This window comes from Mycolicibacterium setense, assembly GCF_000805385.1.
In the GTDB taxonomy this organism is placed as follows: Bacteria; Actinomycetota; Actinomycetes; order Mycobacteriales; family Mycobacteriaceae; genus Mycobacterium; species Mycobacterium setense.
Window position 1 is genome coordinate 193,776 of the sequence record NZ_JTJW01000003.1, and the last position, 23,767, is coordinate 217,542.

At 66.7% G+C, this 23,767-nt stretch carries 22 protein-coding genes; 7 read left to right on the forward strand and 15 right to left on the reverse strand.

Translation table 11 applies throughout. From position 1 onward, the window contains the following. The first annotated feature begins 79 nt into the window (after window positions 1–79). On the forward strand, window positions 80–2,641 hold the full coding sequence (nirB, locus tag QQ25_RS02415; protein ID WP_039312963.1) for a nitrite reductase large subunit NirB: 2,562 nt from the start codon (window positions 80–82) through the stop codon (window positions 2,639–2,641). Then, complete coding sequence (nirD, locus tag QQ25_RS02420) at window positions 2,638–3,009, forward strand: nitrite reductase small subunit NirD (protein WP_039312965.1); 372 nt, start codon at window positions 2,638–2,640, stop codon at window positions 3,007–3,009. Before nirB ends, nirD begins: the two co-directional genes overlap by 4 nt. Here nirD and QQ25_RS02425 read toward each other — a convergent pair. The 10 genes from QQ25_RS02425 to QQ25_RS02470 form a co-directional block, all read right to left on the reverse strand. Beyond that, the gene (locus QQ25_RS02425; protein WP_039312968.1) at window positions 2,994–3,245 is read right to left on the reverse strand and encodes a transcriptional repressor; all 252 of its coding nucleotides are present in this window, start codon (window positions 3,243–3,245) and stop codon (window positions 2,994–2,996) included. The genes nirD and QQ25_RS02425 overlap by 16 nt on opposite strands. Window positions 3,246–3,917: 672 nt before the next feature. Then, the gene (locus QQ25_RS02430; protein ID WP_039312971.1) at window positions 3,918–4,613 is read right to left on the reverse strand and encodes a sirohydrochlorin chelatase; all 696 of its coding nucleotides are present in this window, start codon (window positions 4,611–4,613) and stop codon (window positions 3,918–3,920) included. Further along, window positions 4,610–5,761, reverse strand: coding sequence for a uroporphyrinogen-III synthase (locus QQ25_RS02435; RefSeq protein WP_039312974.1), 1,152 nt, complete (start codon window positions 5,759–5,761; stop codon window positions 4,610–4,612). Before QQ25_RS02435 ends, QQ25_RS02430 begins: the two co-directional genes overlap by 4 nt. Window positions 5,762–5,795: 34 nt before the next feature. After that, window positions 5,796–7,211, reverse strand: coding sequence for a nitrate/nitrite transporter (locus QQ25_RS02440; protein WP_039312977.1), 1,416 nt, complete (start codon window positions 7,209–7,211; stop codon window positions 5,796–5,798). Window positions 7,212–7,321: 110 nt separating this feature from the next. Beyond that, the gene (gene aac(2')-Ib / locus QQ25_RS02445) at window positions 7,322–7,912 is read right to left on the reverse strand and encodes an aminoglycoside N-acetyltransferase AAC(2')-Ib (protein WP_082017421.1); all 591 of its coding nucleotides are present in this window, start codon (window positions 7,910–7,912) and stop codon (window positions 7,322–7,324) included. A 49-nt stretch (window positions 7,913–7,961) separates the two neighbouring features. Beyond that, window positions 7,962–8,894 (reverse strand): 5-oxoprolinase/urea amidolyase family protein, encoded by a 933-nt coding sequence (locus tag QQ25_RS02450; protein WP_234706004.1) that lies wholly within the window; start codon window positions 8,892–8,894, stop codon window positions 7,962–7,964. A gap of 17 nt (window positions 8,895–8,911) precedes the next feature. Further along, window positions 8,912–9,583 carry a 5-oxoprolinase subunit B family protein gene (locus tag QQ25_RS02455; RefSeq protein ID WP_039312978.1) on the reverse strand — a complete coding sequence of 224 codons (672 nt, stop codon included), beginning with the start codon at window positions 9,581–9,583 and terminating at the stop codon, window positions 8,912–8,914. 74 nt (window positions 9,584–9,657) lie between these two features. After that, entirely contained in the window at window positions 9,658–10,359 is a 702-nt protein-coding gene (locus QQ25_RS02460; protein ID WP_039376950.1) for a queuosine precursor transporter, read from the reverse strand. A 12-nt stretch (window positions 10,360–10,371) separates the two neighbouring features. Further along, entirely contained in the window at window positions 10,372–11,322 is a 951-nt protein-coding gene (locus QQ25_RS02465) for an ABC transporter substrate-binding protein (protein WP_039376951.1), read from the reverse strand. A 20-nt stretch (window positions 11,323–11,342) separates the two neighbouring features. Next, entirely contained in the window at window positions 11,343–12,476 is a 1,134-nt protein-coding gene (locus QQ25_RS02470; RefSeq protein ID WP_039376952.1) for a YeiH family protein, read from the reverse strand. A 257-nt stretch (window positions 12,477–12,733) separates the two neighbouring features. Between QQ25_RS02470 and QQ25_RS02475 the strand changes: the two genes are divergently transcribed. Together QQ25_RS02475 and QQ25_RS02480 are read left to right on the forward strand one after the other, a co-directional pair. Beyond that, window positions 12,734–13,027, forward strand: a complete 294-nt coding sequence (locus QQ25_RS02475) for a hypothetical protein (protein ID WP_052235570.1) — start codon at window positions 12,734–12,736, stop codon at window positions 13,025–13,027. A 38-nt stretch (window positions 13,028–13,065) separates the two neighbouring features. Further along, entirely contained in the window at window positions 13,066–13,383 is a 318-nt protein-coding gene (locus QQ25_RS02480; protein ID WP_029106304.1) for a heme-binding protein, read from the forward strand. 21 nt (window positions 13,384–13,404) lie between these two features. On the opposite strand, the gene QQ25_RS02485 is transcribed toward QQ25_RS02480, so the two are convergent. After that, window positions 13,405–14,007, reverse strand: coding sequence for a TetR/AcrR family transcriptional regulator (locus QQ25_RS02485; RefSeq protein ID WP_039312992.1), 603 nt, complete (start codon window positions 14,005–14,007; stop codon window positions 13,405–13,407). 190 nt (window positions 14,008–14,197) lie between these two features. Here QQ25_RS02485 and QQ25_RS02490 point away from each other — a divergent pair, with 190 nt between their 5' ends. Then, window positions 14,198–15,826: an amidohydrolase gene (locus tag QQ25_RS02490; RefSeq protein WP_039376954.1), complete on the forward strand. Its 1,629-nt coding sequence runs from the start codon at window positions 14,198–14,200 to the stop codon at window positions 15,824–15,826. 11 nt (window positions 15,827–15,837) lie between these two features. Then, window positions 15,838–17,181 (forward strand): APC family permease, encoded by a 1,344-nt coding sequence (locus QQ25_RS02495; RefSeq protein WP_082017382.1) that lies wholly within the window; start codon window positions 15,838–15,840, stop codon window positions 17,179–17,181. An 81-nt stretch (window positions 17,182–17,262) separates the two neighbouring features. Here QQ25_RS02495 and QQ25_RS02500 read toward each other — a convergent pair whose 3' ends face one another. After that, window positions 17,263–17,682, reverse strand: a complete 420-nt coding sequence (locus QQ25_RS02500; RefSeq protein WP_039313000.1) for an organic hydroperoxide resistance protein — start codon at window positions 17,680–17,682, stop codon at window positions 17,263–17,265. A gap of 111 nt (window positions 17,683–17,793) precedes the next feature. Between QQ25_RS02500 and QQ25_RS02505 the strand changes: the two genes are divergently transcribed. Continuing rightward, window positions 17,794–18,252 carry a MarR family winged helix-turn-helix transcriptional regulator gene (locus QQ25_RS02505; protein ID WP_039313002.1) on the forward strand — a complete coding sequence of 153 codons (459 nt, stop codon included), beginning with the start codon at window positions 17,794–17,796 and terminating at the stop codon, window positions 18,250–18,252. Here the strand turns inward: QQ25_RS02505 and QQ25_RS02510 are convergent. The 3 genes from QQ25_RS02510 to QQ25_RS02520 all read right to left on the reverse strand — a co-directional run bounded on the left by QQ25_RS02510 (window position 18,216) and on the right by QQ25_RS02520 (window position 23,511). After that, window positions 18,216–20,243: a universal stress protein gene (locus tag QQ25_RS02510; protein WP_082017383.1), complete on the reverse strand. Its 2,028-nt coding sequence runs from the start codon at window positions 20,241–20,243 to the stop codon at window positions 18,216–18,218. The genes QQ25_RS02505 and QQ25_RS02510 overlap by 37 nt on opposite strands. Before the next feature lie 323 nt (window positions 20,244–20,566). After that, window positions 20,567–21,592 (reverse strand): alcohol dehydrogenase catalytic domain-containing protein, encoded by a 1,026-nt coding sequence (locus tag QQ25_RS02515; RefSeq protein WP_039376958.1) that lies wholly within the window; start codon window positions 21,590–21,592, stop codon window positions 20,567–20,569. Between the two features lie 2 nt (window positions 21,593–21,594). Then, window positions 21,595–23,511: a flavin-containing monooxygenase gene (locus QQ25_RS02520; protein WP_039376960.1), complete on the reverse strand. Its 1,917-nt coding sequence runs from the start codon at window positions 23,509–23,511 to the stop codon at window positions 21,595–21,597. Window positions 23,512–23,767 lie beyond the last annotated feature (256 nt).

Genomic DNA, 23,767 nt, shown 5'->3' on the forward strand with positions numbered 1-23,767 from the left:
GCGCAGACCGTGAGCACACCGTGACGGGCGCTTCACACAGCGCGACATTTCGGCAACTTCAGGTTTCTAACCTCGCCCTATGTCCTCAACACAGAACGTCGTGGTCGTCGGACACGGCATGGTGGGCCACCGCTTCGTCGAAGCGTTGCGGTCGCGTGACGCCGCGGGCGCGTGGCGCGTCACCGTCCTGTCGGAGGAAGCTGATGCTGCCTATGACCGGGTCGGCCTGACCGGCTACACCGAGCACTGGGACCGCGCTCAGCTGGCCCTGCCGGGCAATGACTATGCCGGCGATGACCTGGTCGACCTGCGCCTGGGCTGCGCGGTCGCCGAGATCGACCGGGAGGCCCGCACGGTGCGCACCGGCACCGGCGAGACCTTCGACTACGACGCGTTGGTGCTGGCCACCGGGTCGTACGCCTTCGTGCCGCCGGTGCCGGGGCGCGACCTGCCGGGCGTACACGTCTACCGCACGCTGGACGACCTCGACGCGATCCGTGCCAGCGCCGAGACCGCGCTGGCCTCGAAGTCGCCCGTCGGCGTGGTGATCGGCGGTGGCCTGCTCGGCCTGGAAGCCGCCAACGCACTGCGGCAGTTCGGGCTGAAGACCCATGTCCTGGAGATGTCGCCGCACCTGATGTCGGCCCAGCTCGACGAGGCCGGCGGCACCCTGCTGAACCGGATGATGCGCGGCCTCGGGATCGAAGTGCACACCGCGGTCGGGACCGACAGCATCCAGCCGGTGCAGCGGCACAAGCCGCTGCGGAAGTCCGAAGTCGACGACTCGATGCGGATATCGCTGAACGACGGCACCACGATCGACGCCGGCCTGGTCGTCTTCGCCGCCGGTGTGCGTCCGCGCGACGAGCTGGCCCGTACCGCCGGACTGGACATGGCGCAGCGGGGCGGGGTCCTCACCGACCTGTCATGCGCCACAAGCGATCCCAGCATCTTCGCGATCGGCGAGGTGGCCGCCATCGAGGGGCGCTGCTACGGCCTGGTGGCGCCGGGCTACACCACCGCCGAGGTGGTGGCCGACCGCCTGCTCGGCGGCGAGGCCGAGTTCCCCGGCGCCGACATGTCGACCAAGCTCAAGCTGCTCGGCGTCGACGTCGCGAGTTTCGGTGATGCCAAAGGAGTTACGCCGAACTGCCTGGAGGTCGTGGTCAACGACCCGGTCAAGCAGACCTACGCCAAGCTGGTGCTCTCCGACGACGCCAAGACGCTGCTCGGCGGCATCCTGGTCGGCGACGCGTCGGCCTACGGGGTGCTGCGGCCGATGGTCGCCAGCGAACTGCCCGGGGACCCGCTGGCCTTGATCGCGCCGGTCAGCGATGGCGACGCGCCCGCGCTCGGGGTCAGCGCGCTGCCCGACATCGCGCAGATCTGCTCGTGCAACAACGTCACCAAAGGTGATCTCAAGGAAGCGATCTGCGGCGGCTGCACCGATGTGCCGGAGCTGAAGAAGTGCACGCTGGCCGGCACCTCGTGCGGGTCCTGCGTGCCGCTGCTCAAGCAGCTGCTCGAGGCCGAGGGCGTCGAGCAGTCCAAGGCGTTGTGCGAGCACTTCAGCCAGTCGCGCGCCGAGATGTTCGAGATCATCAGCGCCACCGAGATCCGCACGTTCTCCGGCCTGATCGAGAAGTTCGGCACCGGAAAGGGTTGCGATATCTGCAAACCCACGGTTGCCTCGATACTGGCGTCCACCAGCTCGGATCACATCCTGGAAGGTGAGCAGGCCTCACTGCAGGATTCCAACGACCACTTCCTGGCCAACATCCAGAAGAACGGCAGCTACTCGGTGGTGCCCAGGGTTCCGGGTGGTGACATCACACCCGAGCAGCTGATCCTGATCGGCGAGATCGCCAGGGATTTCGATCTTTACACCAAGATCACCGGGGGCCAGCGCATCGACATGTTCGGTGCGCGGGTGGAACAGCTACCCGAGATCTGGCGCCGGCTGGTCGAGGGCGGCATGGAATCCGGTCAGGCATACGGGAAGTCGCTGCGGACCGTCAAGAGCTGCGTCGGAAGTGACTGGTGCCGTTACGGGCAACAGGATTCGGTGCAGATGGCCATCAACCTCGAGCTGCGCTACCGCGGGCTGCGTTCCCCGCACAAGCTCAAGATGGGCGTCTCGGGCTGTGCGCGCGAATGTGCCGAGGCCCGTGGCAAGGACGTCGGCGTCATCGCCACCGAGACCGGCTGGAACCTCTACGTGTGTGGCAACGGCGGCATGACACCCAAGCACGCCCAATTGCTGGCCGGTGATCTCGATGACGAGACGCTGATCCGCTACATCGACCGCTTCCTGATGTTCTACATCCGAACCGCCGATCGCCTGCAGCGCACTGCTCCGTGGCTTGAAGCTCTTGATGGCGGTATGGAACACCTGCGCGAGGTGGTGTGCAACGACTCGCTCGGCCTGGCCGAGGAGTTCGAGGCGGCGGTCGCCCGGCACGTCGACGGCTACGCCTGCGAATGGAAGGGGGTGCTGGACGATCCGGAGAAGTTGTCGCGATTCGTCTCGTTCGTCAATGCACCCGACGTCGACGACCCCACCATCGCGTTCACCGAACGTTCGGGCCGGAAGGTGCCGACGAGCTTGGGTATGCCCTCGATCATCCAGGAGGCGAAATGACAGTGCTCGACGATCGCAAAGACGTTTGTGCTCCGACTCTTTCAGAGTGGACAACGGCCTGCCGATACGACTTCCTGATGCCCTGCCGTGGCGTCGCGGTGCTACTGCCCGACGGTTCGCAGGCGGCGCTGTTCCGCCTCGATGACGGCTCGTTGCACGCGGTCGGCAACATCGACCCGTTCTCCGGCGCCGCGGTGCTCTCCCGCGGAATCGTGGGAGACCGTGGTGGGCGGGCGACCGTGCAGTCACCGATCAAGAAGCAGGCATTCGCACTCGACGACGGCAGTTGCCTCGACGAGCCCGCGGTGTCGATACCGGTCTACCGCACCCGCGTCACACCGGGCGGGTTCGTTCAGCTCGCAGCCTGATCGGCGGCCCGGCTCCAGCGGGCGTCGCGCCCCTGCAGCGTGCGGCGCTCGACGTGGCCGCGCCGTTCCAGCACCGTCAGGTTGCGGTACACGGACTCGATCACGACCGGTGAACGGAAGTGCTCGTGCAGGTCGTCACGTAGCTGGGCAGTGGTCATCGGCCGTGACGTGCGTTCCAGAGCGTTGAGCAGGTGCTGACGCAGACGTTCGGCCGAGACCCGGTCACCGGGTCGCACTGCCGTGCGCGTCGTTTCGTCGGGCTGCGCCCGCCGCTGTTGTCACCTGCACCTTTGTCCTCTGCTCCTGCCACATCGCCTGTCGATCGCGATAACGATAGCTGAGTTCCCGGCCCGAATCTGACACCGCGATCCGTCGGCAAACAGCTGGCGGCTGGTTACCCAGGCAACTACCTGCACAGAGGCGGTTTCGGTTCGGAATTTGCCAGAATCGCACGGCCGCGAGATGTTCCAAAGCTGTGGTACACATCGCTCTGGCTAACTAGAATAGTTCGCTGGGTGTGTTTAAACTCCCTCTCAAGGAAGCGTCGTCAGAGGGGCTGACAAGGGATGTTTGGGCGTTCGGTGTTGAATTTGGTGGGGGCGGCAGCGGTGCTGGGCGCACTCGGGGCAACGCTTGTGCCCCTGGCCTTGACTGCCGTGGATCGCACCGGCCAGCCCATCCCGTGCGGTAACGGAGCGCGTCCGGATTACTCGGTGGCCGCCCAACAGGACCGGCTCAACCTGGATCAGCACACGCTCGCCGGACCGGGATTCATGGCCAGCGATTACGTCGAGCAATGTTCGGCGATAGTCGCCACGCGACGCGCGGCGGTCTTCTCGGTGGCGGGCGCCGGCGGCGTACTCGTCCTCGCCGGATGCGCCGGGCCGGTCATCGTCCGGTCGATCCAGCTACGCCGCGGCAGGCAGACTCAGTACGCCGGCGCGCCGGAACCGGTTCGCAATCAGCCGAACCATGCCGGCGTGGGTGCCGAGTGGTTCGCTCACGAGGTCGGCACCGGATTCACGCAACCGGTCCTGGAAAAGCCCGTCGGCCAGCAGATAGGACGCCACAGCTATGCGGCGATGGCTGCGGCCGCGCTGCGCGGCGACGGCTTCGGCAACACTCGGCGCTCCGGTGGCGGCGAAGGCCAGTTCTACGCGGTCGCCGGTCACCGCTGACAGCAGTGCGGCCGTGCGCCGGAGATCTGATTGCGCGCTTCTGTCGGAAGTGCCGGCCGCCGCGAGAATCACTGAATCGCCTGGCCGCCAACCCGATTCCACGAGTCGGTCGGCGAGAACCCGGACCGTGCCCGGGCAGGGGCCGAGCGGCTGGGTGACGGAGACGGCCGGGTGCTCACTGGCCGCCACGTGGGCGGGCACATCGACCCGGACGTGGTAGCCGGCGGCCAGGAACGCGGGTACGACCACCGCAGGGCAGTCGGTCGGTAGCGATGCGAGAACCTCGCTCGGGGTCGGGCCAACCACGTCCACAAAGGAGACGTGCACGGGCCGGCCCAGCATGTCGGACACCCGTGCGGCGAGATCGCCGATCATCGCGACACCGCCGGGTTTGCGGGTTCCATGAGCGACCAGGACCAGGCTCATCGCACTCGGGCCATTTCGGCTTCGTCGACGGCCAGCCGGTACCCGCGCTTGACGACCGTTGACACGATGTTCTTGTCTCCCAGTGCAGTACGAAGCCTCAGGACCGCGGTCTCCACGGCGTGGGTGTCGGTACCGGAGCCCGGCAATGCGCTGAGCAGGTCGAACCGGGACACCACGGCACCCGGCCGGTGGGCCAGTGCGCGGATGGTCGCCATGCCGGCCGGGGACAGCGACTTGACCGTGCCGTCGACCAGGACGCAGGTGCCCCGGATCTCGAGCGTGTGCCCGGCGACCCGGACGGTCCGCGCCTGCAGTAGTGGCAGCTCGTCGGTGATGTGACGGGCCAAGGCGCCCAGGCGCATCCGTTCCGGCGCGGAGGTGGGCACCCCGAGCCGCACCAGGGGCCGTGCGGTGACGGGGCCGACGCACATGGCGTGGACATCGGTGCGCAGCGCGTCCAGCACCCGATCGGCGATGTTCATCTCGGTGGCCCGCATCAGGACCGAGGCGACCGCCATGGCTGACGTGAAACTGACTGCGTCGAAACGTCGTTCGGCGATTCCGGTGACCATCTGATCGAACTCGCCGTCCCGTGGTGCCGGATGCCAGCGGTAGACCCGGATCGGCACCACCTCGGCGCCGGCGGCCCGCAGTTCATCGAGAAACTCCGGGAAGGGGTCCCAGTCGTCGGTGGCTCCGTGCAGCTGCACTGCGATGCGTTGCCCCGCGATGTCCTTCTCGACGAGGTAGCGGAGCACCTCCCGGGAGGATTCGGATTCCGGCGACCACTCCTCGGGCAGGCCCGCGGCTCGCAACGCTCCCGTGGCTTTCGGGCCACGGGAGACGATGCGGGCCTTGCTCAGGGCGTCGCCCAGCTCGGAGGCCAGGCCCCAACCGTCTGCTGCGGCGAACCAGCCGCGGAAACCGATCCCCGTGGTCGCCACCACGATGTCCGGTGGCACGTCGATCAGCGACGCGGTGTGCCCGCGCAGCTCCTCGTCGTCGGGCAGCGGAACCATCGTGATGGCGGCCGCACTGGTCACCGTCGCGCCACGCCTGGTCAGCAGCGCGCTCAATTCGTCGGCACGTCGTGCGGAGGTCACCGCCACACGAAATCCGGTGAGCGGTGCCCAGTCGGGCTCGTTCATGGTTCCAGTGAAGGGATCGTGTGTTTCCAAGTGATTACCCGGCCATTGCCGAGGCGTGTCGGTCTGCCTGGGTCGGTGTGGCGCCCGTCGCAGCCGGCCGTCGGACGTAGCAGATCCAGGTGCATACCGAGGCCACGACATAGAAGGCCAGGAAGATCCAGAACGCCGCGGTGGCCGATCCGCTGGACAGGTAGGACTGGCGGAGCGCCAGGTTGATGCCCACCCCGCCCAGGGCGCCGATGGCGCCGGCGAATCCGATCAGCGAGCCCGACATCGACAGTGACCAACGCTGCCGCTCCTCCTCGCTGACCTGCAGGGAGTGGCTGCGGGCCTCGAAGATCGACGGGATCATCTTGTACACCGAGCCGTTGCCCAGGCCGCTGAGCAGGAACAGGGCGACGAATCCGATGACGTAGCCGATCATCATCAGGCCGTTGGCCGCGCCGGTGGTGTGGTCGTCGAACATGCTGATTCCGACCAGCAGGCCGGCCGCCAGGATCATGCCGCCGAAGACCGCCAGGGTCACCCGGCCGCCGCCGATCCGGTCGGCCAGCTTGCCGCCGTACACCCGCGACAGCGAGCCGAGCAGCGGCCCGATGAAAGCGATCTGCGCGGCGTGCAGCGAGGCTTGCGCAGCGGTCTGGCCGCCGGCGGCGAAGTTGATCTGCAGCACCTGGCCGAACGCGAACGCGAATCCGATGAACGATCCGAAGGTGCCGATGTAGAGCAGCGAGATCACCCAGGTATCACGTTCTGCCAGAATGGCTTTCATGGCGCCGAGGTCGATCTTGTGTTGCTCGAGGTTGTCCATGTTGAACGCGGCGCCGATTCCGGCCACCGCCAGCGCCACCAGGTAGACGGCGCACACCCAGTACGGGGCGCGGTTGCCCGCGGTCGCGATCACCAGCAGGCCGACCAACTGGATCATCGGCACACCGATGTTGCCGCCGCCCGCATTGAGCCCGAGGGCCCAGCCCTTGAGCCGTTGTGGGTAGAAGGCGTTGATGTTGGTCATCGATGAGGCGAAGTTGCCGCCGCCGAAACCGGCCAGCGCCGCGCACAGCAGGTAGGGCCACAGTGGCAGGCCGGGGTTGGCCAGCAGCACCATCGTCCCGACCGTGGGAATCAGTAGGACGAAGGCCGAGAACACCGTCCAGTTGCGGCCGCCGAATGTGGCGGTGGCCAGCGTGTAGGGGATCCGCAGGCATCCACCCACGAGGGTGGCGGTGGCACCGAGCAGGAACTTGTCCCCGGCCGAGAAGCCGTAGACGGCCTCGGGCATGAACAGCACCATGACCGACCAGATGGACCAGATGGAAAAGCCGACGTGTTCGGCGAACACCGACCAGATCAGGTTGCGCCGCGCGATGTACTTGTTTCCGGCTTCCCAGGCCAACGTGTCCTCGGGATCCCAGTTGGTGATGCGATTCGACTTCAGCAATGTGGGCATGGCGCAAAAGTAGGAAGCGTTTATTGCGGAGGTGCTCCCCGCCGTGACCCGGCCGTGAAATTCCGCTCACCAGCTCACATACACCGGTGTGAGCAGGTGATTTCTGGTGGCTACCAGACGTCCCCGTCACGCCAATCGCAGGTGATCTCCGCCGAGGTGTCGAAGTCGATGCCGGCGGGCAGGTCGACCGGCAGCACGAACACCGACCCGTCATCGTCGGGGGTTCGGGTCACGCCGGTTGGCTGCAACACCGATGTCGGGCCCTGCCAGGGCAGCCAGCCGCGGGAGAGATACATGTCGGTCGCCGTGTCGGCCGAGCTGAGCGCGCCGAGTTGGTAGGCGCCGCGCAACACCTGCTCGATGGCGTCCATGACGGCGGTGGCGAGCCCCTGACCGCGCCAATCCTCGCGCACCGCCACGGCTTCCACATATCCGCAGCGCAGCGCGGTGTCGCGGTAGATCAGGCGCCGCTGGACTACGGCGGCATGCGCGATCAGGGCACCATGATGGCAGATCAGCGCGTGCATGCCACCGAGTGAGTGCTCCCAGTCGGCGTCACTGAAGTCGCCCTCGAACGCCTCGATGACCATGCGCCGGGCACCTTCGCGGGTCTCGTGATCGAGATCGGAGGTGTGCACCAGACGCGCGGTGTGCAGGATTCCGCCTCGAACGGACGGCGCGCTGACATCCTGGTAGGGCACACCCATGTTCTACCAGCGCCGCGCGCCGGTGTCTTTACCTTTCTCGCGGCTAGCCCTCGAACGGGCGGCGGGGGTGCGCCCAGTGCAGGCGCACGGTCTGCCCGGGCCGCGCCTGGCCGAGCTTGTCGATGTCCTCGTCGGTCACGACGCCGATCACCGGGTAGCCCCCGGTGACAGGGTGGTCGGGGCCGAGGATCACTGGAAAACCGTTGGGCGGTATCTGAATTGCCCCTCGAGTCGCACCTTCGCTGGGCAGTTGCCGGTCCGGCCGGCGGTATTCCAGGGGCATGCCGACCAGGCGCATCCCGACCCGATCGCTGTGGGTGGTCACCAGCCAGTTGGTGCGGATCAGCACGTCGGGGTCGACGAACCAATCGTCGCGCGGGCCGGGAACGACGTTGAGTTCCAGCACGTCGTCGCTGATCGAGGCGACCGGGGCCTGGTCCGTTTCGGGCAGGTCGGCGGTGTGTTCACCGACCGGCAGGATGTCGCCGGGGCGCAGCGGCGCCGGGCCGATCGCCGACATCACGTCGTAGCTCCGCGAGCCCAGTACCGGCTCGACGGCGATGCCGCCGCGCACCGCCAGATAGCTGCGCAGTCCCGAGTGCGGCGCACCCAGTGAGATCACTTCGCCGTCGTGCACGTGGTGGATGCTGTTGGTGCCGAACGGGATTCCATTGACTGCCGGGTCGGTGTCGGCGCCGGTGACCGCGATGGAGACGTCACCGCCGACCACCCGGGCCGAGAATCCGCCGAACATCACCTCGATGGTGGCGTGCTCACCGGGGTTGGCCACCAGCCGGTTGGCCAGCGTGTGCGCCCGACGGTCGGCGGCGCCCGAGCGGGTGACACCCAGATGGGCCATGCCCGGGCGGCCGAGGTCCTCGACAAGGGCCAGCGGTCCGGTGCGCAGAACCTCCAATTTCGGCAGGCGTGAGCGCAGTGACCCGGGGTTCGATGTCGTTGTCATGGTTGTTGTCATGATGTTCTCCTCGCCGGCTAGTCGATGGACCGGAACTGCACCCATGTGCCCGGGGTGAGCAGCGCGGGCTGATCGCGATGTACGTCGAAAAGCACCGCGTCGGTGCGCCCGATCAGCTGCCAGCCGCCGGGTGACTGCCGCGGGTAGATGCCGCTGAATTCCCCGGCCAGCGCCACCGCTCCGGGCGGGACACTGGTGCGGGGCTCGGCACGGCGCGGCACCTGCAAGCGCTCGTCGCCGCCGATGAGGTAGGCGAACCCGGGCGCGAAACCCATGAAGCCGACCTGCCACGGGGTGCCGGTATGCGCCGCGACCACCTGCTCCGGGGTCAGCCCGGTCAGGGTCGCGACCTCGTTCAGGTCGGCACCGTCGTAGACCACGTCGATGGTCACGTCGGCCTGGCCGACGGGGCGGACCGGCGCCGATCCGGGTTGCAACCGCAACCTGCCCAGACGTTGCCGGGTGGGTGCCTGATAGCGGGGGTCGGCAAGCTTGATCAAGATCGTGCGTGACGCAGGCACGATGTCGACCACACCGAGTAGTTGGGCCGCCGTGAGGGTGGCGGTCCACGCCAAAACATCGGCAGTGCTGTCGAACTCGAGCAGCAGAGCCTGATCGCCGTAGTCGCGGGCGGTGCCTGGGTTCAAGCTGGGCCCCGCCGCGTCCATCACCTCTGATGTCACACTCATGACCTGAAGCTACCCGTCGGTAGCTAAGAATGCTGCAGCTCTATGAACCTTGCCAGAGGTGCCTTACCGAAGCCTCAAACGGCGAGCTGATATGTGGGCTCACGGCGCTTGATCGTGCCGATCACGCGGTAGGTGATCGGCAGCATGATCACCTCCACAGCGGTCTTGTACACCCAGCCGAGCGCCGTATAGGTGACGAAGTCGCCGACCGTACTGATGCCGATGGCGCTCGCCGCGATGGCGCAGAAGACCAGGGTGTCACCGAGCTGGCCGGCGAACGTCGATCCGACCAGCCGGGCCCACAGGTGCTTCTCCTTGGTCCGCTCCTTGATGGCCACCACAACCCAGGCATTGATGGTCTGCCCGACGATGAACCCGGCCAGGCCTGCCACGATCAGCTGCGTATAGGCGTGGACGACGTTCTCGAAGTGTTCCTGATTGGTGTAGAAGTCAGCCGCCGGAAGGTAGATCGTGATCCAGAATGCCAGTGCGGCAAGCGCATTCATCGAGAATCCGAGGAGGATGGCGCGCCGCGCGGCCTTGAAGCCGTACACCTCGGACAACACGTCGCCGATCACATAGGTGAGCGGGAAGACGATGAACCCGCCGTCGGTGATGATCGACCAGTGGCCGATGATCGGTCCGAATGCGACGCCCTTGGTGGCGGTGACGTTGGAGATGATCACCAGAGCCGTGAAGACCGCGACGAGCACCGGATAGTAGGCCGAGCCGACGGCGGCGGTGCCGCGGTGCTGATGATCCTGGGTGCTTGTCACCCGGTTATCTTGTCAGGCCAGCGCGCGATCGAGCAGCGGCGGCAGCTGGTCGGCCACCACCGGGTAGGACAGCGGCGAGGCGAATGCGATGGCCCCGGTCAGGTCCTTTGGGGTGAAAACGTGCCGCTCGCGGGCGGTCGCCTTGAGTCCGGCGATCACCGGATCCGCGAGCAGGGCATCACGCTCTTGGTCGCTCTCGGTGGTCCAGATCAGCACGTCGGCGCCGTCGAGCACCGAGGGGATGTCGTCGCGGGGTATCAGTGCCGGTGTCGGCGGCACGACGAATCCCATCTGGGTGAGAAATTCGGTGCGCCATCCGGTCTGGGTCTGCACGCTGTCACGGAACAAGGTGCCGCTCAGCAGCATGACCTTCTTTCCGGCGAATCGCGGATTGTTGGTGGCGACCGCCTTGAACTTTTCGTCCACCCCGGCGATCAGGCCGGACATGGCGTCATTCTGGAACAGTGCCTGGCCGATGAGGGTGGCCTGGTCGCGCCAGGGCTCGAAGAACGCGTCGGCTCCGGACTGGGCGATTGTGGGGGCGATCTCGGACAGCTTGGCGTAGGTGTCGGCGTCGAGTCCGGCATTGGTGGCCACGATCAGGTCGGGTTTGAGCGCTTCGATCTCATCGACCTGGATGCCGTCGGTCAGCCCGAGCACGGTGGGCTGGGCGCCCCCGAGCTTCGGTCGCGCCCAGGGCCACACCGCATACGGCTCGCCACCGAACCATTCCGTCGTGGCGACCGGGACGACGCCGAGGGCGAGCAGGTCGTCCTGTTCGGTGAATCCTGCGCTGACCACTCGTTGCGGTGGTCCCGGGATGTTGGTGTCTCCGAAGAGGTGGCGGACGGTCACCGAACCGTCCTTGGCAACTTCGCCGGGCTTTTGCGTGCTACATGCGGCGACCAGGGCCATCGCAGCGGTGACCGTGAAAAACCCTCGTCGCGACCAGGTTGTCGGCACTTAGCCAGGGTAACGGCTACCTAGCCACTGGTGAAGGTGCCGAACAATCCGCCGAAAAGGAGGGGGGCCAATCCGAGCGCCACCACGATGTTGACCACGGTGGCCGCGGCGAACAGCACGATCGGCCGCCATCCGGCTTCTCTGAGACCGCGTAGTGAGAACTCCAGTCCGATCGCCACGAAGGCGAAGATCAGGAACCAGGTCCGAAGGTCGTTCACGGTGGCGATCGTCGCCTTGCCGTCGTCCGCGAACTGCAGATACAGCGTGCCGATGACCGAAGCGGCGAGGAAACCGAGGACGAATTTGGGGAACCGGTCCCAGAATTCGCGCAGCGACGGGCGTGCCACCGCCGCGTCGGGCGTATCGGACTGACGCTCGACTTTGAGCGCGAAGTACGCGGTGACGGCGATGGCGACGATGCCGATCAGCGCGTTCTGGGTGGTCTTGACGATCGTGGCGATCTGCAGCGCCTGTTCGCCGGCGATCGTGCCCGCGGCGGCCACTGCCGCAGTGGTGTCGATGTTGCCGCCGATCCAGGCTCCGGCGACCGCGTCGGAGAGTCCGAAGACGTCGGCAAGCCAGGGCAGCAGGAAGATCGAGGGCAGGGCGAACACGATGACGAGCGACGCGGCGTAGGCGAGCTGCTCTTTACGGGCCTGCACCGCACCGGCGGCCGCGATGGCCGCGCTCACCCCGCAGATCGAGACCGCGGAGGCGAGCAACGCCCGCAGTTTGTCGTCGAGGCCCAGCCGTCCGCCCAGCCACCAGGTGAACCCGAAAACGATCGAAATCAGAAGCAGGGCTTGGATGATCGCCGGGCCTGCCGCGGTGGCGAGCACTTTGAGGTTGATCGACGCACCCAGTAGGACCAGCCCGGTCTTGATGAAGAACTCGGTGCGGAAGCCTTGGGACAGGACATCCCGCACCGCGAACTTGGCCAGGACCGCGTTGCCGATCAACCCGAGAGCGATTGCGTAGACCGGGAATTCGACCGATTTCGCGATTCCGGCGAACGGTGTTCCGGCGGCCCACTGGGGAACCTGGGTCTCCAGGAATCGGGTCGCCGCGCCCAGCGCGACGACCACCAGCACACCGGCGACGATGTAGCCGAGCTTCGATGAGCGCTGTTCGGCGCGTTCCTCGGTGCGGGTCACGGGATCACGCTGCCGGGGATGGCGCCGACGAGCACGAGAGCCAGTAGGGTGAGGCCGACGATCACGGCCAGCCAGTCTTCGTTCACGCGCGTGAGGCTAGGTGGGATCGAATCCGGTGGCGAGGCTTGCAATCTGTGCGAACGCAACCGGTTACGCACGAGGTGCGCGCTGGCATGCGGCCGGTTATTGTCGATTCTGCATATTCGGACATCCTCGGGATTTATTCTCGGCCCAAGGGGATCTACTGAGGAGTGGCCATGCGGAGCTTGTGGGGTCCGGTGCTACTCGGCCTGGCCGGATTGACCGTACCGATCGCCATCGCCGTTGCACCGCCTGCCGCGGCTGACTGTGTCGACGCCGGCGGTTCGACGGTCTGCGCGCAGGGAAACGTCCGGGGTGGGGGACCGACGCCGCCGAAGGCCGGCCCCTACTACCCGTATTACTGCGCCAACGACTGGTACTGCGCCGGCGGAGGCTTAGAAATCAACATCGACCCCCGCCCGCCCGACAACGGTGGTGGTGGTGGCGGCTGGCGGCCGGGGCGTCCGTGAGCCTCAGCCCAGTTATCCGAGTCGATTTAGGAGCCACGATGTTCACCCGTGTCATTGCCACCGGCGCAATCAGCCTGTCGCTCTTGGCCGTTGGGGCGCCCGTCGCTGCCGCGGACGAGCCGAACTGCACGGCTGCGGACCTGGCCGGTGTGATGGCCGGAGTCCGCGCGGCCACCTCGGCCTACTTGTTCACCCATCCCGACGTCAATGACTTCTTCACCAGCCTCAAGGGGCAGTCGAACGACCAGATGGCCGATTCGGTGCAGGTATACCTCGAGGACAAGCCGCAGATCCGGGCCGAACTGCAGGGCCTCCGGCAACCGGCGACTGATTTCCGTAACCGCTGCGGCGGGTAGCGCGCTCCGCAAGGTGGGTGTTCAGGTCCGGACCAGCCCGCGCAGCAGCACCGCCAATCCGTACTCGAACGCATCGTCGGCGCGCGCCGGCTTGGGCGCGCCGGTGGCCAGCGCGGCGGTCAGCTCCGGGCCGACTTGGTCGCCGGATTCCCACGGTTTGTCGGGGGCGGTGAGGTCGAGGGCCGAGCCCAGCACGTAGTTGTCGACCAGCGTGATGATCCGCAGCGTGTCGGTCGGGTTGTAGCCGGCCCGGGTCAGGGTGACGGCCAGTGCGTTGTACATCGTGAGAGCCTGGCTGCTGCTGACGGCATGGGCGGTGAGCAGGGGAATCAGTCGCGGGTAGCGGGCGAAGCTGCTGCGGTAGGAGCGCATGATGTCGGCCAGGATCTCCGCCCACGGCCGGTCGGCGTCGACGTCGGGTAACTGGACCTCCGACATCGCCCGTTCGCGGAGCAGTTCGACGATCTGCTCGCGCCCGGCTACGTGGTTGTACAGCGATGACGGGCTGACCTTGAGCCTGCGGGCCAGTTCGGGGATGGTGAATCCGCCCGTTGTGTTGACGAGATCCATTGCCGCACTGGTGATCCTGTCCAGTGACAGGATCGGTTTCGAGGGTCGCCCCATGTCCCTGTTCCCCCTGATTTCATCGCACGGCTTTACAACCGGTGGTCTGGGTCACACAATAAACGAATTCCATTCGCTTTAGGAGTCAGATGACCACGCTCAGTGCGACCACCCGCGCACCTGTGGCGTGTGGTGCTGCGACCGCGGTGCATCTGCCCGAAAAATAGGACCCGAGAAACAGGACCAGTTTGTGACTTCATTCTCCGTGCCCGGCAAGACCGCCACGCTCTTTCACGGCGGTGTGATCTGGACGCCCACGACGACCACCGATGCGCTGCTCGTCGCCGATGGGGTGGTGCGTGCAGTGGGTGACGACGCGCTGGCGTCGGCAGTCGATCGGAAGATCGACCTGGAGGGCGGCTTCCTGATGCCGTCGTTCGGTGACGGCCATGCCCATCCGCTGTTCGGTGGTCTGGAATCAGCGGGTCCAGCGGTGCGGCGTTGCCGGTCGGTCGACGAAATCGTCGCGGCGGTCAAGGAATTCGCCGACGCGCACCCGGATGAGGACTGGATCGTCGGGGCGTCCTATGACGGCAGCCTGGCTCCCGACGGGTTGTTCGACGCGCGATGGCTGGACGCCGCGGTCCCCGACCGGCCGGTCGTGTTGCGCGCCTGGGACTACCACACCCTGTGGGTGAACTCGGAGGCGTTGCGACGCGCCGGTATCACTGCCGAGACAGCCGAGCCGGTGCTCGGTGAGATTCCGCGCCGCGAGGACGGCTCGCCGCTGGGCACGCTGCGAGAATGGGGCGCCACTGACCTGGTCACCGCCGTCATGCCGGCCCGTGACGAGGCGGTGCGCATCGCCGCGTTGGGCACGGCCGCCGACTACTACCTGGCGCGCGGTGTGACGTGGGTTCAGGACGCGTGGGTCGAGCCCGCTGAACTCGACACCTATCTGGCGGCGGCCCGGGCCGGAGCCCTGCGGATGCGGTTCAATCTGGCGTTCTATGCCGATCCGCGCCACTTCGACTCGCAGGTGACGCAATACGCGGCCGACCGGGACCGGGTCCGCGCGGCGGGTTCGCCGCTGCTGACCGCGAACACGGTGAAGTTCTTCGCCGACGGGGTGGTGGAGAACGAGACCGGTGCGCTGCTGGAGCCGTACTGCTCGGGTCTGCATTCGCACGGCATGCAGCTGTGGGAGGGCGACGCGCTCGCCGAGGCGGCCAGAAAAGTCGATGACCTGGGGATGCAGATCCACATCCACGCCATCGGTGACGCCGCCGTCCGCCAAGCGCTGGATGCCATCGAATACGTTGCGCGCCAAAACGGTCCGCGCGACCGGCGGCCGGTGATCGCGCACGCCCAGTTGGTGGACGACGCGGATCTGGGGCGGTTCGCCGAGCTCGGGGTGATCCCCAACATGCAACCGTTGTGGGCACAGATGGACGCGTTGATGACGGTGCTCACGATTCCCCGGCTGGGTGCGCAACGTGCAGATCGGCAGTATCGGATGCGGACCCTGGAGAACTCGGGCGCGGCGCTGGCGTTCGGCTCGGATTGGCCGGTGTCTTCGGGTGCGCCACTGGACGGGATCGCCGTCGCAGTCTCGCGGCGTACGTCCGAGGGTGAGCCCGCCGGTGGCTGGACTCCCGAAGAAGTCCTGCCGATCGAGCCCGCACTGGCCTCCTACACCGGCGCCGTGGCGTATCAGGCGTTCGCAGAGCGGGAGTGGGGTCAGATCGCTCCTGGCGCGAGTGCTGATCTGGTGTGGTTGGACCGCGACCCTCGGTACGTCGACTCTTCGGAGCTTCCCAAGGTGCAAGTGCGCGCCACCTATCTACAAGGCACACAGGTCTATTCGGCCGCGGAATGAGAGGAACTGTCATGGCCGATGTGGCTGAGGTTACCGAGGGCAGGCTACGGCGCGCTCTCGGGCTGCCGTCGTTGGTGCTGTTCGGTCTGGTGTACATGGTGCCCCTCACGGTGTTCACCACCTACGGCATCGTCACCCAGACCACTGGCGGCCGGCTGTCGGTGGCCTATTTGGTGACGTTGGCCGCGATGGTGTTCACCGCGCGTTCCTACGCCCGAATGGCGGTCGCCTACCCCGTCGCCGGGTCGGCATACACGTACACGCAGAAGTCGTTCGGTGCCCCGGCCGGATTTCTCGCCGGCTGGTCGCTCCTGCTGGACTACCTGTTCCTGCCGATGATCAACTATCTGGTGGTCGGCATCTACCTGCATGCCGCGTTGCCGGCGATTCCGGCGTGGGTGTTCGTCGTGCTGTCCATCGCCGGGGTGACGCTGCTCAACATCGTCGGCATCGTGTCGGTGGCCAGGGCGAATGTCGTCATCATCGCCGTGCAGGCGATCTTCATCGTGGTGTTCCTGATATTGGCCAGTTCCAAGGTGTTCAGCCTGGGCACGGTTGACGTGATGGCGCCGATCTACGGCGATGGCAGCACGACCGGATTCAGCCCGGTCTTGGCCGGCGCGGCGATCTTGTGCCTGTCGTTCCTGGGGTTCGACGCGGTGTCCACACTGTCCGAGGAGGCCAAGGACCCCAAACGGTCAGTGCCGCAGGCGATCATGATCGCGACGGTGGTCGCCGGGTTGATCTTCGTGGTGCTGTCCTACCTTGGGCAGCTGGTGTTCCCGTCCAACCAGTTCGGCGACGTCGAGTCCGGGTCGCTGGACCTTATGATGAGCGCGGGCGGGCAGTTCCTGCAGAGTTTCTTCACCGCGGCCTATGTGGCCGGCGCGCTCGGGTCCGCCATCGCATCGCAGGCCTCGGTCGCCCGCATCCTCTACGCGATGGGCCGCGACGGCATTCTGCCGCGCGCGATCTTCGGGTATGTCTCACCGCGGTTCGCCACGCCCGTGTACGCCATTCTGGCGGTGTCGGCGGTGTCGCTACTGGCCATCGTCATCAGCCTGACCACCCTTGCCTCGGTGATCAGTTTCGGTGCGCTGGTGGCGTTCTCAGTGGTCAACTTGTCGGTCATCAAGCACTATTTCGTGGACCGACAGGAGCGTGACGGGGCCCGGGTGGTCACCAACCTCGTTCTGCCGTTGATCGGTTTCCTGCTCACCGTGTGGCTGTGGACCAGTTTGTCCGGCCTCACGTTGATCATCGGGTTATGTTGGCTGGCAGTGGGATTCGTGTGGCTGGCCGGGGTCACCCGCGGTTTCCGGCGACCGACGCCGGTGCTGGACCTCAAGGAGTAGCCATGTCCGCCGAGTGGCCACTTGTGACACGCGATCACGCGGAAGGCGTGCAACAAGTGGCCATTCGATCCGTTCCTCGGGTCAGGCCACGCTGATGGTGACGTCGATGTTGCCGCGGGTCGCCTTGGAGTAGGGGCAGACCTGGTGCGCGTCGTCGGCGATCGCCTGGGCGGTCTGCCGATCGACCCCCGGGATGGTGACGTTGAGCCGGGCCCGGAGCGAGAACGCCCCGTCGGTGTTGAGCAGGTCTACTTCGGCGTCGACGGCGGTATCGGCGGGCAGCTTCACATTGTGCTTGCCCGCGGTCAGGCCCATCGCACTCAGGAAGCAGGCTGACCAGCCGGCCGCGAACAGCTGCTCGGGGTTGGTGCCGGTGCCATTGCCGCCCGGCGGGGTGAGCTGGATGTCAAGGTTGCCGTCGGAGCTGTAGGACTCGCCCTGACGTCCGCCGGTGGTGTGGGTCTGGGCGGTGTAGAGCACGTTGCCGGTCTCGGTGGTCACTGGGTTCTCCTCGGTAGGGATCGTTCGGTGCAATTGGATGCGTTAGAGATGAACGCAGGATGTTCGAGATTCCATCCCATCCGATTAAATCGGATGCGATACAATTTGGGTATGGCACCTAAGTCTGCGCAGCTCTCCGACTTCCTGTGCTTTGCCGTCTACTCGGCCAACCTCGCGTACGGCAAGGCCTACAAGCCGATCCTGGACAGCAAGGGCATCACATACACGCAGTACATCGCGATCGTCGCGCTCTCGGAGCAGGACCACCAGACGGTCGGCAGCCTGGGGGAGAAGCTGTTCCTGGAGTCCAACACGTTGACGCCGATCCTCAAGAAGCTCGAGGCACTCGGCTATGTGACACGTCGGCGCGATCCCGGTGACGAGCGTCAGGTGATCGTCAGCCTCACCGATGCCGGCCGTGAACTGCGCGAGCAGGCCTTCGAGATGGACCTCGTCGCGGCGACCGGTCTGTCATTGGACGAGCTCAAGATCATGCAGCGCGGTGTTTCCACGCTGCGGGACAACCTGCGCGCCTATCTGGAGGCCGCCGACTCTGCGCCCACGGCGTGAAAGTTCGACGAATCCCCGCCCTCAGCGCAGGATGAACGCGCGCCCTCGGGGATGACCAGGACCGGCGTGGTGGAATGTGCCACGACGGCGCCGGCCACGCTGCCCTCGAAGTGGCCCAGCAATCCGCTGCGCTGGTGCGGGCCGACCACGATGAGGCTGGCATTCTGCCGGCGAGCGGTCTCGACGATGCCCTTCCAGATGGGTGCTGCTTCGACCGCGAGGCTGCGGGCGTCGAAACCGGCCCGCGTGGCCAGCGAGGCGCCGTGGGCCGCCGTCCGCTCGGCGGCCCGACGCACCTCGGTCGCCTGATCGGCGTCGAAGTGCGTTGTCTCCACCGGGGTGAATCCCACGTCGACTGGTTGCCAGACACAAACCACCAGGGCGTCGCGGGGCGTGGGCAGCTCGGCGGCGGCCCGCTCGATGGCGGATGCGGCACGTTGTGACCCGTCGTAGGCGAACAGGACCGGTCCGGTGGATAGGGCAGTGGCATCGGCCGCCTCGACCGGCCGGGCCGGCGCGACCGGGGGCAGCGGCGCAGGCAGGCCCGGCCGCAGCCGCGCCAGCAGTGGGGGCGAGTACCAGGCCGGGGATTCGCCATCGAGGAACTGATCCAGGTCGGGCCGCTGGGGCCGCGCGCCGCTGAGTGCGTAGACGGCCACTCCGAAGACGGCGCCGCCGACCGACAGCCCGACACCGATCCACAGTGCATCACCGGCACCCGCCACCAGCCCGCCCGCGGCGGTGGCCGCGAAATGGGCGAAGATCGGCGCGACCATGAAAGCCGCCACGGCCCGCAGCAATTCGATGATCGCGAAGACCCGCTGAAGGCTGTTGGACTGCAACGAGAAACCCGCGACGAACAACGCGGGCGCCACGGTGGCGCCCAACGCCAGACCGGTGAGGGCGGACGCGAGCAGGGCCAGCGGCTGGTTGGCCGGGATGGCGAACCGGAACACCACGATTCCGGCCGCCAGTAGGGCCATGCCGACCAAGGGCAGATAGTGCATGGCACGTCGGGAGATGACGAACCCGAACACGAACGCCATCACGATGGCACCGCCGAGTTCGGGCAGGTACAACAGGCCGACCTGCACGGGGCTGTACGTCTGCATGAAGACCTGGGCCGTCAGTGCGGTCGCCGCCACCGAGGCGGCCGCCGCGAACAGGGCGAGGCCCACTCCGGCGACCGGGATTGAGCTGGTGAGCATCGTGCGGACGGTGAGCAGCGGGCGACGGGACCTGAACTGGTAGACGATGAGCACAACGATCAGCGCTAGGCCGCCCAGCATCGGCACGATCGCGACCGGATCGGTGAATGCGTGAGTGGTCAGTTGTGCGGCGCCGATGAAGGCGGCGGCGCAACCGACCGACGCCAGTCCGATGGCCCGGAGGTCACGCGGCGCGTCCAGATCGGCGGGCGGCGCGTCCTCGAACGTCAGGGCCGCCATGATCAGGGCTGCCACAGCGACCATGGCGACGATCCAGAACAGCGGGCGCCACGCCTGCGCCTCGGCCTGCGCTCCGCCGACGAACGGGCCGAGGGCGACGGCACCGAACACGCACATATTCATGATCACTGCGGTGTGCCGCAGTTTGTCCCTGGGAAAACCGATGGTCAGGGGCGGTGCGGCCGCGATCAGCAGCATGCTGGTGGCCAGCCCTTGCAGGATGTGGCCGGCAATGAACATCGCCCCGTTGAGCGCTGATGCCGCGAGCACCGAGCCCGCCACGAGCACCACCGCGTAACCGAGCAGCATCCTGCGCTGCGGCAAATGCTGGGCGAACTGGACTGCCAGGACCGTGCCGACGGCATAGGCCGCGTTACCCAAACCGAAACCCAGGCTCATCGTCTGAGCCGATATGTGCAGTTCTCGGGAGATGATCGGCACCAGCGGGTCGACCGCCGCCGATAACGCCAGGTAGGGGATCAGCGCCAGGGTGACCATGGTGGCCACCGCGGGATACCGGCCGGCGAGTGGACCTTGACGCATCAGCGCCGCCCGACGAGGTCTGTTGGTGGGGCCTGGTGCGGACGCACCTCGATCGGTCGGTCAGCTATCGGATTCGGTTGGCGCACGTGTCCGTGGAACCGTGCTTACCGCGGCCTTTATTCCCTTGCCGGCGAGGAAAATTCCGGAGTGTGAAGGGACTCACGCCGATTTGCATGACGTGACGATGTGTTGTAAGGATGCCGATTGTGCTGCGGGCCAAATGCTTTCAGTGAGTTCACAGTGAATTGACAGCGAACTCAGGGGAAGCCTTCCCGCAGATTCATGAAAAGCGTTGACAGTCAGCGCCACTCGCCTGTGCAGAGCTATGGCTTGAGCTGCACCTTGAGATGCTCACCCGAGCGGGAGAACGCCGCGGCATAGCCCTCGGCGGCGTCGTCCAGCGACAGTGTGGTGGTGAAGATCCCGTCGACGTCGAGGCGGCCGGCCTGCAGCAGCGGGATGAGCTCCGGCCAGGTCTGCTGCACCGGCGCGGTGGTCAGCCGGATGGTCAGGCTGCGCAGGAGGCACGCGAGTGCGGGCATCGGGTAGGGCTGCAGATCGTGCACGCCGACGATGGACACCGTGCCGCCGGCGCGGACCGCGTCGATGGCGTCGTTGATCGAGGCGTCCATGCCCACTGCGTCGATGACGGAGTCCACACCGAGGCCACCGGTGGCCTCCCGGATCGCCTGCGCCGAAGGCGGGGCGAAGGTCGTCGCGCCCGAGGCCGCCGCGCGCTCGCGTCTGGCCTCCACCGGGTCGACGGCGAAAACCTTTGCCGCACCGAGGGTGAGGGCACTGCGTAGCGCGCACATGCCGACCGCGCCCAGGCCGATCACCGCGACCGAACCTCCGATCGGGATGTCGGCGCGTTTGGCCGCTGCCCAGCCGGTGGCCAGGTTGTCGGTGAGCAGCAGAGCCTGTTCGGTGGTGATGCCCTCCGGCATCTTCAGCAGCTGGAAGTTCGCAGCCGGCACCGCGAGGAGTTCGGCCTGGGCGCCACCGAGGAATCCGGTGCCGAAGATCTGCGGTCCCTGCACGCAGCGGATCGGATCGTGGGTGGCGCAGCCGGCGCAGTGTCCGCACCCGGCGACCGAGGACACCAGCACCCGGTCGCCGACGGCGAATCCCGTGACATCAGGCCCGATTTCGACGACCGTGCCGACCGCTTCATGCCCGACGGACACGGGTTCGGTGATCGGGTAGTGGCCCTCGAGGAAGTGCAGGTCCGATCCGCAGATCGAGGCGGCCTCGACCTTGACGATGGCGCCGTCGGGCCCGGGCAGGGCCGGGTCTGGGCGCGATTCGACGCTGACCTGACCGGAGGGTTCCACGACAACTGCGCGCATGCTCACGCCTCCTGCACTGTGAAGTCTGACCAGATGGGTTCGTTGATCGCGGAACGGTATTCGCTCAACCGCCACGGGCTGACGGTGTGGATCTCACCGTCGGCGTTCTTGAAGTACGAGTGTTTGATCGACGGCTGCGCCCACACGGTTTGGCGGATCGCCTCCTGTGAGCGCCGGTGCCATTCCTTCGTCGGTTCGGGCAGCGGTTCCATCGCCCGCAGACCTTCGGTGATCAGATGCTCCAGGCACTTGTTGATGTAGCGCATCTGCAGTTCGGAGTTGAGGATGAGGCTGCCGCCGTGCGCCAGATGGGTACCCGGGCCGTAGGTCATGAAGAAGTTGGGGAAACCGGGCACCGTGATGCCGCGGTAGGCGTACGGGCGCTGCCCCCAGACGTCGCGAAGGTCGATGCCGTCCCGGCCGGTGATGGTCATCGGGAACAGCACGTCGGTGGCGCGAAAACCGGTGGCGTACACGATGATATCGGCTTCGAAGGTCTGACCGTCGGTCGTGACGACCCCGCTCGGGGTGATGCGTTCGATCGGGGTGCGGATCAGGTCCACGTTGTCGCGTTTGAGCGCGCCCAGCCAACTGCCGTTGTCCTGCAGCGTGCGCTTGCCGGTGGCCGGATAGTCGGGCAGGACCTTGGCGAGGAGTTCGGGGTCGTCGCCTACCTGGGTGGTGATCCAGTCGGTGAACATGATCCGGGCGATGGCGTTGATCTCGCTGACCGCGTTGCCTTGATCGTCATACTCCGGGTCCACCCGTGCGGCGTCCAGGCCCTTGTCGGCTCCGGGCCACAACAGCAGGAAGCGGTACCAGCGCCCGTAATACGGCAGGTGTTCCATCGCCCAGCGCACCCCGTCGGCGACCCGCTCGTGGTACATCGGGTTGGGGAACATCCACTGTGCGGTGCGTTGGAAGACCGTGAGGTGCTCGACCTTGTCGGCGATGGCCGGGGCGATCTGGAAGCCGCTGGCGCCGGCCCCGATCAGGGCGACCCGCTTGCCGGTGACGTCGACGTCGTGATCCCACGCCGCCGAGTGAAAGGCCGGTCCCGCAAAGGTTTCCGCGCCGGGGAAGTCGGGGATCTGCGGCCGGTTGAGCTGGCCGACGGCGGTGATGACGGCGTTGGCTTTGAGGATCTCCGTCCCGGCCGCCGAGCGCACGGTGACGTTCCACATTTGGCCGTCCCATGCGGCGGAGACCACCTCGGTGTTCCACCGGATGTGGGGCTCCAGGTGGTGGCGGTCCACCACATCGCGGAAGTATTGACGCAGCTCGGGCTGCTCGGCGAAGAAGTGGTCCCAGTGATTGCTGGGTTCGAAACTGTAACAGTAGAAGTGATTGGCCACGTCGACGCGGGCGCCGGGATAGCTGTTCTCCCACCAGGTTCCGCCCGGTCCGGCGTTCTTCTCGACGATCGTGAAGTCGATATCGGCCTGCTTGAGGCGCACCCCGGCCAGTACGCCCGACTCGCCGCAGCCGATCACGACGACGCGGAAACCGTCGGTGTCCTCCAACGTGGTGGGCCGGCGCGGGTCGACACCCTCGAGATCGAGCTCCTCGAGCATCAGCGGCACATTGTCGTCGTCGACCGGCTCGCAGGCCGCCCAGTCCAGCATCTCCCGGACCAACTCGGCGGGCAGTGGGGCGGGTGCCGGGCAGCCGCGGTCGCGGTAGTCGGCGATCACCGGCAGCGCGACCTCACGGACCCGCGCCTTGTCCTCCTCGCTCATGAAGCCCTGGACCTCGTTGAGGAACAGGCCGGCCTGTTTGAACTCGCGGATGAACCGCGGGTCGCCGGTGATGTGCACGAGGGAGAGCAGCAGCGTCGGGATGCTGACCTGCTCCAATGCCGCCGCGATGTCGGCATCGGACGTGGTGAACGGCTGGCCGACGTGGAAACTCCGGGTCACGCGGCGTTACGCTACTGCTAGTAGCGTTATGTGACAAGGGGTGTTGGGACCTGTTGTCGGTTGCAATTCTCCGTGGCATTTTGCGTTTCGGAACGGCAGACGACGGCGAATTCGCCATCTCGGACTGCAAAACCTGACTTTTGAGGTTCACGCCCGCACGGTTGCCAGTGTGCAGCCCAGCCGTAGCGCGGGCCGATGATTCTGGCCGGCGACCGTGGCAAGTCTGCGCTTCGCAATTTGGTCGCCTACCGGAGGT

Excerpts from the sequence above, each read along its gene's own strand:
- QQ25_RS02450 (WP_234706004.1), bottom strand. The coding sequence starts at position 8,894 with ATGACAACAACCATGACAACGACATCGAACCCCGGGTCACTGCGCTCA.
- QQ25_RS02475 (WP_052235570.1), top strand. The coding sequence starts at position 12,734 with ATGCGGAGCTTGTGGGGTCCGGTGCTACTCGGCCTGGCCGGATTGACC.
- QQ25_RS02485 (WP_039312992.1), bottom strand. The coding sequence starts at position 14,007 with ATGGGGCGACCCTCGAAACCGATCCTGTCACTGGACAGGATCACCAGT.
- QQ25_RS02455 (WP_039312978.1), bottom strand. The coding sequence starts at position 9,583 with ATGAGTGTGACATCAGAGGTGATGGACGCGGCGGGGCCCAGCTTGAAC.
- nirD (WP_039312965.1), top strand. The coding sequence starts at position 2,638 with ATGACAGTGCTCGACGATCGCAAAGACGTTTGTGCTCCGACTCTTTCA.
- nirB (WP_039312963.1), top strand. The coding sequence starts at position 80 with ATGTCCTCAACACAGAACGTCGTGGTCGTCGGACACGGCATGGTGGGC.
- QQ25_RS02495 (WP_082017382.1), top strand. The coding sequence starts at position 15,838 with ATGGCCGATGTGGCTGAGGTTACCGAGGGCAGGCTACGGCGCGCTCTC.
- QQ25_RS02515 (WP_039376958.1), bottom strand. The coding sequence starts at position 21,592 with ATGCGCGCAGTTGTCGTGGAACCCTCCGGTCAGGTCAGCGTCGAATCG.
- QQ25_RS02440 (WP_039312977.1), bottom strand. The coding sequence starts at position 7,211 with ATGCCCACATTGCTGAAGTCGAATCGCATCACCAACTGGGATCCCGAG.
- QQ25_RS02505 (WP_039313002.1), top strand. The coding sequence starts at position 17,794 with ATGGCACCTAAGTCTGCGCAGCTCTCCGACTTCCTGTGCTTTGCCGTC.
- QQ25_RS02510 (WP_082017383.1), bottom strand. The coding sequence starts at position 20,243 with ATGCGTCAAGGTCCACTCGCCGGCCGGTATCCCGCGGTGGCCACCATG.
- QQ25_RS02435 (WP_039312974.1), bottom strand. The coding sequence starts at position 5,761 with ATGAACGAGCCCGACTGGGCACCGCTCACCGGATTTCGTGTGGCGGTG.
- QQ25_RS02430 (WP_039312971.1), bottom strand. The coding sequence starts at position 4,613 with ATGAGCCTGGTCCTGGTCGCTCATGGAACCCGCAAACCCGGCGGTGTC.
- QQ25_RS02480 (WP_029106304.1), top strand. The coding sequence starts at position 13,066 with ATGTTCACCCGTGTCATTGCCACCGGCGCAATCAGCCTGTCGCTCTTG.